Origin of the sequence: Streptomyces sp. NBC_00287, from assembly GCF_036173105.1 — a bacterium.
Classification (GTDB): Bacteria; Actinomycetota; Actinomycetes; order Streptomycetales; family Streptomycetaceae; genus Streptomyces.
Map to the genome: position 1 here is coordinate 3171292 of NZ_CP108053.1, position 14440 is coordinate 3185731.

Annotated in this window: 12 protein-coding genes; 2 read left to right on the forward strand and 10 right to left on the reverse strand. The window is 66.1% G+C overall.

Annotated elements, in window-relative coordinates; genetic code table 11:
• Genes OHT76_RS14440 through OHT76_RS14460 form a run of 5 tightly spaced genes read right to left on the reverse strand, consistent with a single transcriptional unit; the run spans nt 1 to nt 2336 of the window.
• Entirely contained in the window at nt 1-555 is a 555-nt protein-coding gene (locus OHT76_RS14440; RefSeq protein ID WP_328871223.1) for a hypothetical protein, read from the reverse strand.
• Nucleotides 556-584: 29 nt separating this feature from the next.
• Nucleotides 585-971 carry an RRQRL motif-containing zinc-binding protein gene (locus tag OHT76_RS14445; RefSeq protein WP_328871224.1) on the reverse strand — a complete coding sequence of 129 codons (387 nt, stop codon included), beginning with the start codon at nt 969-971 and terminating at the stop codon, nt 585-587.
• Nucleotides 971-1882: a DUF2637 domain-containing protein gene (locus OHT76_RS14450; RefSeq protein WP_328871225.1), complete on the reverse strand. Its 912-nt coding sequence runs from the start codon at nt 1880-1882 to the stop codon at nt 971-973. Before OHT76_RS14450 ends, OHT76_RS14445 begins: the two co-directional genes overlap by 1 nt.
• Entirely contained in the window at nt 1879-2073 is a 195-nt protein-coding gene (locus OHT76_RS14455) for a hypothetical protein (RefSeq protein WP_328871226.1), read from the reverse strand. The genes OHT76_RS14450 and OHT76_RS14455 overlap by 4 nt, the downstream gene beginning before the upstream one ends.
• A complete protein-coding gene (locus OHT76_RS14460) occupies nt 2070-2336 on the reverse strand; it encodes a DUF6284 family protein (RefSeq protein ID WP_328871227.1) in 267 nt (88 codons plus the stop codon). The genes OHT76_RS14455 and OHT76_RS14460 overlap by 4 nt, the downstream gene beginning before the upstream one ends.
• Before the next feature lie 708 nt (nt 2337-3044).
• Between OHT76_RS14460 and OHT76_RS14465 the strand changes: the two genes are divergently transcribed.
• Nucleotides 3045-4052 carry an XRE family transcriptional regulator gene (locus OHT76_RS14465; RefSeq protein ID WP_328876531.1) on the forward strand — a complete coding sequence of 336 codons (1008 nt, stop codon included), beginning with the start codon at nt 3045-3047 and terminating at the stop codon, nt 4050-4052.
• Here the strand turns inward: OHT76_RS14465 and OHT76_RS14470 are convergent.
• On the reverse strand, nt 4036-4827 hold the full coding sequence (locus OHT76_RS14470) for an NUDIX domain-containing protein (RefSeq protein WP_328871228.1): 792 nt from the start codon (nt 4825-4827) through the stop codon (nt 4036-4038). The genes OHT76_RS14465 and OHT76_RS14470 overlap by 17 nt on opposite strands.
• Nucleotides 4828-4933: 106 nt before the next feature.
• Nucleotides 4934-6199: a PIN domain-containing protein gene (locus tag OHT76_RS14475; RefSeq protein WP_328871229.1), complete on the reverse strand. Its 1266-nt coding sequence runs from the start codon at nt 6197-6199 to the stop codon at nt 4934-4936.
• A gap of 470 nt (nt 6200-6669) precedes the next feature.
• On the opposite strand from OHT76_RS14475, the gene OHT76_RS14480 reads away from it, so the two are divergent.
• Complete coding sequence (locus OHT76_RS14480; protein ID WP_328876532.1) at nt 6670-7035, forward strand: DUF6009 family protein; 366 nt, start codon at nt 6670-6672, stop codon at nt 7033-7035.
• A gap of 201 nt (nt 7036-7236) precedes the next feature.
• Here the strand turns inward: OHT76_RS14480 and OHT76_RS14485 are convergent, their stop codons facing one another.
• The 3 genes from OHT76_RS14485 to OHT76_RS14495 all read right to left on the reverse strand — a co-directional run bounded on the left by OHT76_RS14485 (nt 7237) and on the right by OHT76_RS14495 (nt 14343).
• A complete protein-coding gene (locus OHT76_RS14485; protein ID WP_328871230.1) occupies nt 7237-8313 on the reverse strand; it encodes an MrcB family domain-containing protein in 1077 nt (358 codons plus the stop codon).
• 1722 nt (nt 8314-10035) lie between these two features.
• The gene (gene ppdK, locus OHT76_RS14490) at nt 10036-12750 is read right to left on the reverse strand and encodes a pyruvate, phosphate dikinase (RefSeq protein WP_443049786.1); all 2715 of its coding nucleotides are present in this window, start codon (nt 12748-12750) and stop codon (nt 10036-10038) included.
• 396 nt (nt 12751-13146) lie between these two features.
• Nucleotides 13147-14343, reverse strand: coding sequence for an ROK family protein (locus OHT76_RS14495; protein ID WP_328871232.1), 1197 nt, complete (start codon nt 14341-14343; stop codon nt 13147-13149).
• Nucleotides 14344-14440 lie beyond the last annotated feature (97 nt).

Below are 14440 nucleotides of genomic sequence, written 5' to 3' on the forward strand. Positions count from 1 at the left end.
TCAGGGGTGGGCGCCGGGGACGATGCGGTTGGCGAGGTACTCGTGGCCGTAGGCTTCGGCCTCTTCCTGGTCGAGCAGCCGGTCGTGTTCGCGGGCCTGTCGGCGGGACATGCGCTCGATGCGGTACCGGTCGCGGACGTTGGCGACGCAGCGTTCGAGCACGCCCCTGCGGCTGAACTGCATGGCGTGGACCAGTTCGTGAATGATCGTCACGGCGAACTCGGCCGGCGCGGGGTGCTTGTCGACGTCGATCAGGACCAGCGCGCTTCCGTCCGGGCGGGGGGTGGCGATGGCCTGGATGTCCCGGGCGGTCTTGCGGGCGGCGCGTTCCGCGGTGGCGAGGGTGCGCCGGTCCAGGGCGCCGGCGAGGGCGACGTCGGCGGCGGCCATCAGTTCGGCCATGCCCCGCTCGTTGGTCAGGATCACCTCGACGTCCGGCATGGTGCCGGCAACCGCCCGGTTCACGACCGGCACGGCCTGCTCGGTCAGCCGTGTCGCGGTGCGCAGGGTGGGGCCGTATCCGGGGATCTTGTGCGTGCGGACAGTGGTCTTCACACCAGTCTCCGTGGATGAGTTACCGCAGCTCACGCGGCGGTGGCGGGGGTGTCGGGGTAGGCGCACAGCACGCAGCAGCCGAGCGAGGTCGGCAGGCAGTAGCTGTAGGTCATGCCGCAGACCGGGCAGGTGCAGCGGGCATGCATCGCGAGCGCGAGGGCGCCCCACTTGCGCGAGGTCATCGGCCGCACGGGCAGCGCCAGGTCTACGCGGTACAGGTAGGCCACCCGCGGTGTGCCGGTCCGGCGGTTGATGCGCATGGCCTGCGCCGCGACCGGCTGACCACCCGGGCGCAGACCTTGAGCGCGTAACTGGCGGCGCGTGGCCAACCCGTCCGGGGCCAGCTTCCACGGGTAGGTGGGTATGCCGTGGCGGGCCCCGGTGGGGTCGAAGCAGCGGCCGTAGACGCCGGACATCAGGCGACCGCCTCAGCGGGCCCGGCGCCGCGTTCGGCGAGCAGGGTGTCGCGCAGCATCCGGGCGTTCGCCGGCGACGTGCGCACCGCCCGGCGGATGCCCTCGGCCGTCACCTTCGCGTCCGGCCACTCAGCCGTCGCCGTACGCGCCTCGGTGAGCAACTGATCCGGGGTGCGCTTGGGGCGGGGCGACTTCACCGCGTCAGGGAGTCGGCCGGTCGCCCGACGGGAGCGAGTCGACGCGGCAGGCACCGCGCGCCGCTCGATCGGGACCAGCGAGGCGGGGGCGCCCTGCGGGATCGGCTTGAGGATCGGGGAGGGCTTCAGGTGCCCGACCGGGCCCTGATCGGGCACCCGTGCGAGCGTCGCTGTGATCGGCGCGTGGGTCGATTCGGGGAGGTCAGCCGTAGACCGTTTAATGACGTTCTCGGTAGATTCCTCCGCGTTCGTGATTGCGGTCGGGATCGGGGTGGGCCGGTGGTGCAGCACCTTGGCGACCAGATCGGAACCGAAGTAGATCGACCCGACCGGAAGCGATGTGGCGAGCAGGACCAGGGCCCAGTTCGCCGGGTCCCAGTCGGCCAGCCGCGTCCAGTCGACCCGGGCGCCTCCGTCGCTGTGGAGCTCCGGCACGAGACCGTGCACGTAGTTGAGGACCAGCGAAGCGAGCGTGTAGGTGCCCAGCACCCGCAGCGCGAACTTCCGCGCGTCGTCGGTGAGCACCAGGGTGGCGATCAGGGCCAGGGCCATCAGGCCGTCGACAACGAACGGATACAGCATCGCGGCGGTCTCGTCGGCGCCGACTGCGCCGGCGATGTCCCGCAGGGCGTTCCAAGACACCCGGAACGCCATGCCGACCACGACGACCAGCGCGAGGACCAGGGCGGCGCGTCCCTTGCGGTGAAGGTTCATGCCGCACCCCCGTGGCGGCGGCCGTGGGCCACCCATCCGGCGAGCTGGAGAGCGAACCCCACAGCCGCAGCGGCCATCAGCGATCGGTGACCGCTGATCAGGGCAGCGAGGGAAGCGGTGAACGCGAGGACCACCCCCGCGACGATCAGGACCAAGGCGAAGCCCTTGGGAGTCGGCGTCTGCGTGCTCACGCGGCACCGCCCGGCAGGCTCTCGTTCGTGCGGTTGATCAGCGCGACACGTGCAGCGAGCGCCCGCCGGCGGGCCCGGCGGATGCGGCGCGCGTCCAGCTCCGTCGGCGTGCGGTCGAATGTGGCGATATGCGCGTCCAACAGGTCGACGTCCGCCAGGATCACGGGCATCTCCCGCTCGATCGCGTCCAGCTCCGCATCCGTCGGCTCCATGAAGTCGGCGAACGCGGTAACAGCGTCCTGAACATTGACGATGTGGTTCATGGGTCGTGGTCTCCCTAGCAGGTGAAACGGCCCAAATAGCGCCCCCGGAGCTGCAACTCCGGGGGCGCGCGCCGTTGAAGTCGGAACATCCGGCTCCCCTCAGCGCTGCACGTGCGAGACGTGCAGCGGAGGCAACCGGCCGCAGCCGATGAGCTGCGGAAAGGCTGAACGTGTGTGCTGTCTCCTTCGGGAACACGAGCTCCCGTTTCAGGCGCATGGAGACGCGACCTTTCGGTCTAAACCGTCCCGAATGACAAGGGTCGGGTCCGCCCTCGGCCCGCTCTGTCCCGGGCCCCTTGGCGCCGCTTCGAAGTGCAGCGTCCGTTGATGCACACCGCAGATCGGACACGAGGTCCGCCAACTGGTGCGCACCAATAGACTGCATCTGGTGCGCACCAGAGTCAAGGTGCTTCGCCATTTCGGGTGGCGTTCGTTCCCTGCGGTGCCTCTACAGAAGACCGCGCAGAGCAGGGCTGTCGGTAGCCAACAGTGCTTAACAACCGGCCTGTTAACCCCTATTGACCTGCGGCAACGTGCGGCATGCTGAGAGCGCCAGTGAAGGCCTCAACCGTCGGACGGTGATCTGTGAGCGCAGGACTTCGAAGCGCACGGACGGCGCGCGGCTGGTCTCAGGAGCGACTGGTTCGCGAGATCGAGCAGTACGCCCGGAAGAACGTCACGGATGTTGCCTCCACCGCGAGCCTGCGCGTGTACGTGTCGGAGTGGGAGAACGGGAAGCGCACGCTCTCGGACCGGTATGCGGGGATTCTGCGGAAGCTCCTCGGCGTCACTGACGCGGAGCTGAGGGGTGCTGTACCGGCGCCGGTGGCCGCTTCGGTCGACGGCTACGACGAACTGCTCAGCCGGATTGATGCGGCCGGCAGTGTCGGAGAGTCCATGGTGCAGGCGTTCAACGACCAGACGGAGTTACTCCGCACCATGGACAGGCAGAGGGGCGCGGCCGGTCTGGTCGACCAGATGACAGGGCACCTTGCCGCACTGGAAGACGCGCTCAACTTCGCCGTGCTGCCGTCCGCACGCCGACCTGTTGCCCTGGCCCTCGCGGGTGCGTCGACCCTCGCGGCGTGGCAGGCCATCGACTCCGGAGCGGTCGAACGGGCATGGCGCCACTACGAACTCGCGAAGCGAGCGGCGCATGACGCTGAGGCTCCGATGTACCTCGCCCACGCCATGGCGGAACAGGCGTACGTGCTCTGCGAGGCCGGTCGACCTGCCCTCGGGGTCGACCTCGTACGGGACGCGCGGCGCACCGTTGGCCATTCGGGTTCAGCCCGATTGCGGGCGTGGCTTCACGCGGCTGAAGCGGAGATGTGCGCATACGCCGGTATGCCGGACGACTCCCGACGGGCGCTCGATGCGGCCCTGGCCATCATCCCGGCCGGACCGGAAGACAGGGACCCGGACATGCTGAGCATCTTCTTGAACGGCACCCACCTTGCCCGGTGGCAAGGCAACGTGCTCGCCATGCTCGGTGACAGCGACGCGGTCACGAGTTTGTACAGAGCGCTGGAAGACATGGATCCGTCGTTCGTCCGGGCGCGCGCTGGACTGCACACGGACTTGGCGCACGCGCACCTGACGCGAGCCGAATACGACGACGCCCACACTCATCTGAGGCAGGCCCGGCTATTGGCGGGCCGCACCAGTTCGGTGCGGCAGCGCCGTCGTGTCGACATGCTTAGCGCGCGGCTGTGATTCCCTGCGCGCGCCGGTTGGCCAGGATGTGCAGCAAGGCAATCAGGGTGCCGGATCCCATCAGCTCACCGCGGGCCATGAGCCCCGGAATGTCCGCGAGGGGAACCCACTCGATGTGGCCGGCTTCCTCCAGGTCGGTCGGTTCACCGACTCTCTCTGCCCCGTGGCCGACGAAGATCTCGTGAGGTGAGTCGACCATGCCGACCATGGGCTGATAGCTCACGACGTGTTCCAGCGCCTTCGGGCGCCATCCGGTCTCTTCGAGTACTTCCCGCAGGGCGGTGTCCACTGGCTCCTCGCCAGAGTCCACGATGCCGCCCGGGAGCTCCCAACCAAACTGTTGGGGCACGAAGCGGTAGCGCCACATCATGAGCACGCGGTCCTGGTCGTCCAGAACGGCGGTGACAGCGACGCGGTGAAGCCTGACCACGTGGTGCTCGAACCGCTTCACGCCGGGCGGCTCGACGTCCCAGAGCTGAAGCTTCACCCATTGGTTGTCGTAAAGGTCGCGCTCGCCATGGATGCGCCACGGCTCCAGCCCGTCCGGCGCCTTCACGCTCACGGCGCCCGGCACCCGGTATGAACTGCGCCCCCGAACCTCCAGGGCGCCCTCGGCCACGAGACGGGCAAGCACCTGCCGGAGTGCCGTCCGGCCGATGCCCAGTTCCTCGGTCAGCGTGCGTTCAGAGGGGATCTTGTCACCGGGGCCGCCGTACACACCGTCGGCAAGCCGCTGGCGCAGCGTCTCATAGACCTTGGTTGTCTTCGGTCCCATCCGCCGAGCACTCTCCGTTTCTAGGTGGTGCGAACCAGCGTAGCGGGCATGTAGTGGGCTACATCCAGGCGTCTCCGTCTATAACCAGGTGTGCCATTCGGTCCCATCAACCGCGAAACGGTTCCCTTATCCCTGCCGACCTGAGTTTTCTGCTGAGGTGGCTGAGTTTATTGAGAATCCTTTTGCGTTCCGCTCTCAATTCCTGAAACTCAGTGTTCACCGAATCAGCTCGCATGCTAGCGTCGGCCAGTTCGGTCTGCGTCTGAGCGAGCAAGGCTTGTACGTGGGCGCTTGATGCCTCTCCGGTGACTTCCGTATTCAACACCTCGGCGAGGGTGTGCTGCGCACGGGCTCGTAGAGCCATAGCGGCTTCTCTGTGCTCCTTTGCGACGCTTAGGAGCGCGTCCACCTCCGAAAGGTCGGTTCTCGCTCGCTCATAGTCGTGCACCAGCCTATTGATCCCTTCCGGCATCCGCTCGCTCGCCTGATCAATAGTGTCTTGACTAACTGAGACTTGAAGAACGGCCGAGGCTGCCGCAAGAAATTGAGGAAGCGGAATCTGTAGAAAATTAACCCCGGCCTTCTCTCTCATCTCCCGTACGAGTTCGGGCCTCGATCCAATGGTGAGGCCACATTGGATCCTAACCCAATCAGGCTTGACGTCGTTGGAGACAAAAAGTATGGGGAGGCGATTGGAGCTGGCGTAATTAATCATCTCTCGCCAGATCACGTAATCCCCGACCCCCTTATCTCCCCTCTCTTGGACGTCCTTGTATCCGGGTGGGATTTCTGCCGCAGCTCGCTCCAGTGCCTCTGCTGTGACCTGTTTCAGCTCTTCGGGGTCGAAGCCGTCTCCTACTCGCCCATTGAAGATGGTAGCGAGACGCTGAAGGATGGGGTCATCCGAAGCCAAACGTCCTGTGTTGAGGTCAAATCCGGTGACCTCTTTTGTGATCTCATCGGTGATCTGAGCGATGGCCGCATTAAAGGGCGCCAGATACTCGGACTCTCGCCCTGAAGCAAGTGAGCGAAGGCGGGCAAAATCACGGATCGCGGAGCGGAGTTCCTCCGCCTTCTCCTTTACCGTCTTCGATTTTGCCTTCATGCCGTTGATGTGGGTGTCGACGCTGGACAGCCTATTCTTGTGAAACTCGTCCGCCACGTGCCTTGGAATGAAAATGCGAGGCGAGAGTTCTTCTAGGACTGTGAGGTACTCCTCTCTGGATTCTCTGTTCATTCTGTACAGGCTGTGGATTGAATTGGAATCCAGGATGATTGAATTGGTTGCGACGGCGCTGTGAATTTCGCCTTTCGTTTTCCTCCAGAACTCTTCGTATCCGGAGGTAAATGATCCTGATTGCTGGCGAGTCACTGTCCGCCCTCCTGGTATTCCGGTTCCTTGGTTAAGAGTAGCTAAACGCGTAGGCGTGAGGGGGCAGTTGTGAGATTTCAGCGCTCACGGTCGACTGGCCAACCTGCGTCGCTGGCTGCTGTCTCTCTCGTGTTGCGTCAGCAGGCGGGGGCGGCATAGTCAGATCGGGGCTTCGACGATTTGGAAAGGGACTGCCCGTGCCAGCTTGCTGGACTGCGGACTACATGCCCTACGTGTCGGGCCGTCTCCGGGCCGTCGAGGGATGGCCAGTGACGGCGGCTAACAACCAAGGATGACCACGACGGCTCGGCAGCCGACAAGCCGTCGTGGCGCATCCGCCCAGCCACATCCGCGCCCGCCAGTAGTCGATCGGGATGGCGGTGCCGGTGTAGATGGGCCAGAAGTAGAGGGTCTGCTGGCCGTGCGAGGCACACTGCTGTTCTGGCTGTCTTGAGGGGGAGGGACCAGTGGTGGAGAACCGCAAGGCTCTGGAGCACGAGGACGGCATCGTGTGGACAGAAGACATCGAACGGTTCGACTACGTTCGGCAGTCCGTGGAGCTGTCCGCAGGGACGCGACGACGCCCCGTACAGTGGCGAGGAACCGGACGGCGGGTTGGCTACGCCGTGCTTCGTCCCGATGCTCCCAGCGGAGACGTACCCGGCAATTTCGTGCGGCGGGTCTTTTGGGTCAAGGAGTACGACAGGTCTGAACAGCCGAACGGTACGTACAGGCACTCTGCGCCAAGTGAGGCAGTCGATCCACGGACCGTAGCTCCGGGAGTCTGGGGGAAGCTCACTGAACGCGCATGGGGCGCGCCCCTTCCTGAGGCGTAATCACCTGGCACGGCATCTGGGGCACATCCCTGGGGCACCGGAGTGTACGGCCCCGAAAACTCCTGGTCATGCCCTGCGCGCCGCGCAGAATGTAAAGCTGCCGACGACCGACCTCGCCGATGTTGCGAAGCTGGGCGGCCGGCCGGGCTTGCCCAGGAGCCGCGGGCGCCGGCCGATGTCAGGCGGGAATTGGGGCAAGTCTCAGGCGAGGCCTGCGGCCAGGGCGGACGGGGACCCGGCCCATCCTTCGTCTGTCCGCCACACTGCTGCGATGCCGTGGTGCTCAAGGAGCCGAACGTACACGTCACCAACGGCTTCTGAGAACAAGGCCATCTTGTGCGGCTGCGCGTCCTCTGGGTACAGGCAGAAGGCGTAGGTAGCGAGCTGCCCTAGTGCCTCCCGTACGGCTCCCGTTGCGTTCCCGCGGCGGATGAACTTGGCTTCAGCGAGCCAGTGGATTCCATCCCTGATAATGACCAGGTCCCGCGGATGCACGTTGGTGCCTACCTCGACGCCTTGCCCTCGGAGGTACGTACCGTACTGCTGCACGAGAGTCTCGTGGCTGCGGCTTTTGCGCAGCCGTCGTGCTGTCACTACCTGGACGTACTCTTCATCGCTCTTGGGCGCGAAGTGCAGAGGGAGCTCCCGGGACTGCGCGGGAGGCTGCTCGACCACCGTAACGATGGTGTCGCGGGTAGTCTGACGTACCTCTTCACGGACTGCCAGGGCGTCCTGGTACAGACCGATCATGCGGCTGAGGTCGGCACGCAACGTCTGTTCGTCAGGCAACGCGGCGACTTCGTAGGTGGTGGCCAGAATGTTGCCGGCCTCGTACGAGCGCGGCAACCCCGGCTGGCCACCGAGGTTGATTGTGGCATCCAAACCAGCCCTTGCCTCGACTGGCAGGGCTTCCCTGATGGCTTTAGCTTGTGCGGCTAGCTTTTGGCGGGCCTCGCGGGCACCCAAGGCCTTAGTGATCTCCGTGACACCCTGGTTGAGGCTCAGCGCGAACGTCTGCCTGTCCTCGGCGAGGAGGTAGACGAGGTACATGCCTCGCGTGGCCGTTGTCGTCTCATCGGGGTCAAAGAAGGACACCCAGGGGCAGACTGCTGCGTTGCCTCGCCCCGGGCTTCCCTCGACGAGGTAGCCCGCTGGCACGAAGCGGCCGATCTCCGCTGGTGCTGCGCGCAGCAGTCGCGCAGCGTCGCTGCTTGTGCTGGCGTCCGAGCCCACCCCGAAGGTGGTGCCGACCTGGTGAAGGAAGTAGCCGAGCTCCATGGTGCGGATGCTACGCGCGGCCACTGACAACGCTTGATTCCCCTCCTGCGAGGCCTAGTTGACGGTCCTCGGTGGCGTCATCGATGAACGGCATGCTGAGAGGTCGGCGCACATGGCTTCCAGATCTGCTTCGAGTCGATCAGGCCAACGAGTGAGCCGTCGTGCTTGGCGCCCCAATTGGCCCGTTCTGAGAACTGCAGTGGCCCATGAGATAGCAACTCGCCATGATTGCCCGTGGACTTCGACATGATTCCCAGTGTGACAAGACGACTGAAGGTGACTCCCGTTGAAGCTACGGCGGAACTCAACGAAGCCGGCTGCGAGCCAGCAGAGCCCTACCCAGGACGCACGTCGACCCCATGGCTGGTTACATGCCGAAGCAAGCGTTGCCCCGCCAATGGGAAGCCGTTCAAGGTCTATCTCAGCTACATCCGCAACCCGGTATATGGCGGCACTGGCTGTGGGGAGTGCCGCAAGAGGCGCCGTGCGGAGGAGCGTCGCGCTGACATGATCACTCGTGGACGCGTCCTACCGATGGAGATCATCCACGACGTCAGGCAGCCGACTCGCGCGTGGTGTCTTCGGTGCTGGGAGGTCGTCGCCCCCCGATTGGACAACATTCGCTCAGGCCAAGGCAGTTGCGAGCACTGCGGTGGCAAGGCTCGGTTTCCCGATGAAAAGGCGCGGCGGCTCGCCCGCGCATGGGGCTATGAGCCCGACGCCGACATTCCCTATAGGAATGACACCACCAGATGGCCGGGGCGGTGTCTGGCCCATGGGCACTTCTGTGACCCGTCCCTAAACGCCCGCTTCAGCGGTGGGCCCTGCGCTGCGTGTGCTGAGCATGGTTTCAAGCCTGACCGACCAGCGTTGCTGTACCTGGTCATCAAGTCGACTCTGGCCGCCGCCAAGATCGGTATTTGCGAGAGTACGCCGAAGAACAGCCGCTTGTACGAGCACGGCCGTAATGGGTGGACTCTCCTGGAGAAGCTGGCCTTTCCGCTCGGGCGTGATGCGCGGGCTGTGGAGAAGGCTACGGTGGAGTCCTGGCGCGTTCGCGGTTGGCCGCCTGTCTTGGACAACGGTCTTGCGTACGACGGCTACACGGAGACGGTGTCTCTGCGGTCAATCTCTGCCGCGGAGATCTGGGCTGAGGTATGCGCGGTGTTGGCCTCTGCGGACGGCCTACTGTCCGAAGGAGAGGTCTTGCGGAAAGACCTCGGTGCTGGCTCTAGCACCCCAGTTTCCTCGGAGCGCTCCGAAGACTATCGAGGTGGCTCGTCCGGGTACCCATGGGCGGTTGGGCCATCAACTTAGGTCGACACTGCTCGACGCAGGAATCATGCTCTGCGGAGCACGTGTGGGGCAGGCGCAGGCTAGATGAGAGACCGTGCAGGTGGCAGCAGACGCCTCGCGCGGACTGTAAATCTGCCGACTCAGCCTTGCCTGCAAGCCGCTCGTTATCCTGGTCTTTGTCCAGTACACCAACGGACGCCACCCCGAGGGCACAACGAGGGCACAACGGCTACACACGAGTCCAACGGCAACCAACGCCAGCAAACGCCATCTGGCCTGGTCAGCGACGCGGCTTGACAGCCTCCGCAGATGATGCAGCAAGGGGCGGCACCCCCGCACGGGTGCCGCCCCTCTCTCGCATTCCGGAGCCGCCGTGGATCGGTACTGAGGGTCGGGGACCCACGACGGCTCCGGAGTCTTTGAAGGTCAGCGGTGGTCGCTGCCCTCCGACTGGGTGGCCGCGCGACCCGCTTCGAGGCGGGCGACCGGGATGCGGAACGGGGAGCAGGAGACGTAGTCCAGACCCACCTCGTGGAAGAAGTGGACCGACTCCGGGTCACCGCCGTGCTCGCCGCAGACGCCGAGCTTGAGGTCGGGACGAGTCGCCCGGCCCGCCTCGGCGGCGGACTTCACCAGCGAGCCCACGCCGTCCTTGTCGATCGTCTCGAAGGGGCTGACCCCGAAGATGCCCTTCTCCAGGTACGCGGTGAAGAACGAAGCCTCCACGTCGTCCCGGCTGAAGCCCCACACCGTCTGGGTCAGGTCGTTCGTGCCGAAGCTGAAGAACTCCGCCGCCTCCGCGATCTGACCGGCCGTGAGGGCCGCCCGCGGGAGCTCGATCATCGTGCCGATGGCCAGCTTGAGCGAAGTACCCGTCGCCGCCTCGACCTCCGCGACGACCTGGTCGGCCTCCTCGCGGACGATCTCCAGCTCCTGGACGGTGCCGACGAGCGGGATCATGATCTCCGCGCGCGGGTCGCCCTTTGCGTTCTTGCGCTCGGCCGCGGCCTCGGCGATCGCGCGGACCTGCATGGTGAACAGACCGGGGATGACCAGGCCGAGGCGTACGCCGCGCAGACCCAGCATCGGGTTCTGCTCGTGCAGCCGGTGTACCGCCTGGAGCAGGCGCAGTTCGTTCTCGTGCGGCTCCTGGCGGGACTCCGCGAGGGCGACCCGGACCGACAGCTCGGTGATGTCGGGGAGGAACTCGTGCAGCGGCGGGTCGAGGAGCCGGACCGTCACCGGCAGCCCGTCCATCGCCTCGAACAGCTCGACGAAGTCCTTCTTCTGGAGCGGCAGCAGCTCCTTGAGGGAGTCCTCGCGCTCGGCCTCGGTGTCCGCCAGGATCAGCCGCTCCACCAGCTCACGCCGGTCGCCGAGGAACATGTGCTCCGTACGGCAGAGACCGATGCCCTGGGCGCCGAAGCGACGGGCGCGCAGCGCGTCCTCGGCGTTGTCGGCGTTGGCCCGTACGCGCAGCCGGCGCTTGCGGTCCGCGAACGCCATGATCCGGTGGACGGCCTCCACCAGCTCGTCGGCGTCGTCCGCACCCGCGTGCATCCGGCCCTCGAAGTACTCCACGACGGGGGACGGGACGACCGGTACCTCGCCGAGGTAGACCTTGCCCGACGACCCGTCGATCGAGATCAGGTCGCCCTCCTCCACCACATGACCGCCCGGGACGGTCATCCGGCGGCGCTTGGTGTCGACCTCGAGCTCCTCGGCGCCGCAGACACAGGTCTTGCCCATGCCGCGCGCGACCACGGCCGCGTGGGAGGTCTTGCCGCCGCGCGAGGTCAGGATGCCCTCGGCCGCGATCATGCCGTCCAGGTCGTCGGGGTTGGTCTCCCGGCGGACCAGGATGACCTTCTCGCCCGAACGCGACCACTTCACCGCGGTGTACGAGTCGAAGACCGCCTTGCCGACCGCCGCACCCGGCGAAGCCGCGATGCCCCGGCCGACCTGCTCGGTCTTCGCTTCCTCGTCGAACTTCGGGAACATCAGCTGCGCGAGCTGGGCGCCGTTGACGCGCTGAAGCGCCTCGGTCTCGTCGATCAGACCCTGGTCCACCAGCTGCGTGGCGATGCGGAAGGCCGCGCCCGCCGTGCGCTTGCCGACGCGCGTCTGGAGCATCCAGAGCTGGCCCCGCTCGATGGTGAACTCGATGTCGCAGAGATCCTTGTAGTGGTTCTCCAGGGTCTCCATGATCTGCATCAGCTGGTCGTACGACTTCTTGTCGATCGTCTCCAGCTCCGCCAGCGGGACGGTGTTGCGGATACCCGCCACCACGTCCTCGCCCTGCGCGTTCTGCAGGTAGTCGCCGTACACGCCCTGGTGGCCGGAGGCGGGGTCACGCGTGAACGCCACACCGGTACCGGAGTCCGGGCCGAGGTTGCCGAACACCATCGAGCAGATGTTGACGGCCGTACCCAGATCGCCGGGGATCCGCTCCTGGCGCCGGTAGAGCTTGGCGCGGTCGGTGTTCCAGGAGTTGAAGACCGCCTCGATGGCGAGGTCCATCTGCTCGCGGGGGTCCTGCGGGAAGTCCCGGCCGGCCTCGGTCTTGACGATCTTCTTGAACCTGGTGACGAGCTTCTTGAGGTCGGCCGCCTCCAGCTCGGTGTCGACGGTGACCTTCTTGGCCGTCTTCGCCGCGTCCAGCGCGTCCTCGAAGAGCTCGCCGTCGACGCCGAGGACGGTCTTGCCGAACATCTGGATCAGGCGCCGGTAGGAGTCCCAGGCGAAGCGGTCGTCGCCGGCCTGCTTGGCGAGGCCCTGCACCGACTTGTCGGAGAGGCCGATGTTCAGGACCGTGTCCATCATGCCGGGCATGGAGAACTTGGCACCGGAGCGGACCGAGACAAGGAGGGGGTTGTCGGCCTGGCCGAGCTTCTTGCCCATCGTGGTCTCAAGGGTGTCGAGGTGCGCACTCACCTCGTCACGCAGTGCCGCCGGCTCCTCGCCACTGTCGAGGTAGACCTTGCAGGCCTCAGTGGTGATCGTGAAGCCGGGCGGGACAGGAAGACCCAGGTTGGTCATCTCGGCGAGGTTTGCACCTTTACCGCCCAGAAGGTCCTTGAGCTCCTTGTTGCCCTCGGTGAAGTCGTAAACGAACTTTTTGTTTTCCGACACGGGTCCCAACTCCTCGAGGACTCGGTGGCTGCCCTGACGGCGAGGAACATACCCAGATCGAAGGCGCCTGGGTACGTCCACTTGTGCGTCATGCCCCTGTAACCGGTCGTCCGCCACGGGATCGAAAGTCAAAGCTTGGCAAGGAAGCACGCCGCCATGTGTTCACTTCTTGAATGAATCCACCCCCGTAGACCCGAAATATCGCTCAACTGAGCGCAAGCCAGCACGTCTGATTTCGATCGATGAACGATCAAGGGGTGGCACCCAGTGCCACCCCTTGGAGAAGTGCAGCAGCCCAAGATTCGCTCATCTGAGCGCAACCCTTATCAAGGGTGGCGAGAATCACGCTGCCACAGGCGCCGGAATTTCACCATGCGGACGTGTCTTGGGACGGAAACGTGCTGCTTACACGCCGAGCGCGAGCAGCCGCTCCTCGACCCGCTCCGGCGCGTACAGATGCTCCACGACCAGCGCACCGCCCCCCACCAGCCCGGCCCGCTCCCCCAGCCGCGAGGTGACGACCTCCAGATGAGCGGTGGAGCGGGGTAGCGCCCGCTGGTAGAGCAACTCTCGAACGCCGGTCAGGAACGGCGTTCCGGCCAAATCGCCCGCGATCATCAGCACGCCGGGGTTGAGCAACGTCACCACGGTCGCCAGTACGTCCCCGACCTGCCGCCCGGCGTCCCGGGCCAGACCCACCGCCTCCGGATGCCCGGCCGCCAGCAACTCCCGCACATCCGAGCCCGAGGCCGCCCGCACCCCCGCCTCGGCCAGCCGCCGGGCCACGGCGCCGCCGCTGGCGACGGCGGCGAGACAGCCGTAGGACCCGCAGCGGCACAGTGCGTCTGCGCCCACCCGGATATGTCCGATGTCCCCGGCGCCGCCGTCGATGCCCCGGAAGAGCGAGCCGTCCACCACGACGCCCGCGCCGATGCCGGTCGACACCTTCACCAGCACGAACGCCGAGCAGTCCGGGTATCCGGTGCGCTGTTCGCCGTACGCCATGAGGTTGGCGTCGTTGTCGACGAGGACCGGCACCCGGGGTGCTCCGGTGTGCTCGGTGAAGGATCTGGCGAGGCGGCCTCTTATGTCGTAGCCGTCCCAGCCCGGCATGATCGGCGGCTGGACGACCCGGCCGGTCTCGCGGTCGACCGGGCCGGGTACGGCGAGCCCGATGCCGCAGACCTCGTCGGCCTCGTGTCCGGCCTTGACCAGCAGTTCGGCGAACCAGCGGCCCAGTTCGCCCAGGACCTTCTCCGGGCCGTCCTCGACGACCAGCGTGCCGCCGTGTTCGGCGAGGATCTCGCCGGTCAGCGTCAGGACGGCGGCGCGGGCGTGCCGGGTGTCGAGGTCGGCGGCGAGGACGACGGCATGGGCGCCGTCGAACTCCAGGGTGATGGAGGGGCGTCCGCCCAGCGGGGAGTCGACCGGACCACCGGCGCCCTCGCGCAGCCAGCCCGCGCGGAAGAGCCGGTCCAGGCGCTGTCCGACGGTGGCCCGGGAGAGCCCGGTGACCTGTTGCAGGGCACCGCGCGTCGTGGCCCGGCCACTGCGGACCAGTTCGAGCAGATCGCCGGCGCTGATCTGACCCCGACCCGTCATGCGCACCCCCTTGTGTTTCCCAAGCTTGCATTACATATTGAGTTTTGCGTGTTAAATAGACGTAACCCTACGGTAGCTACTACCGAACCGATCAGCC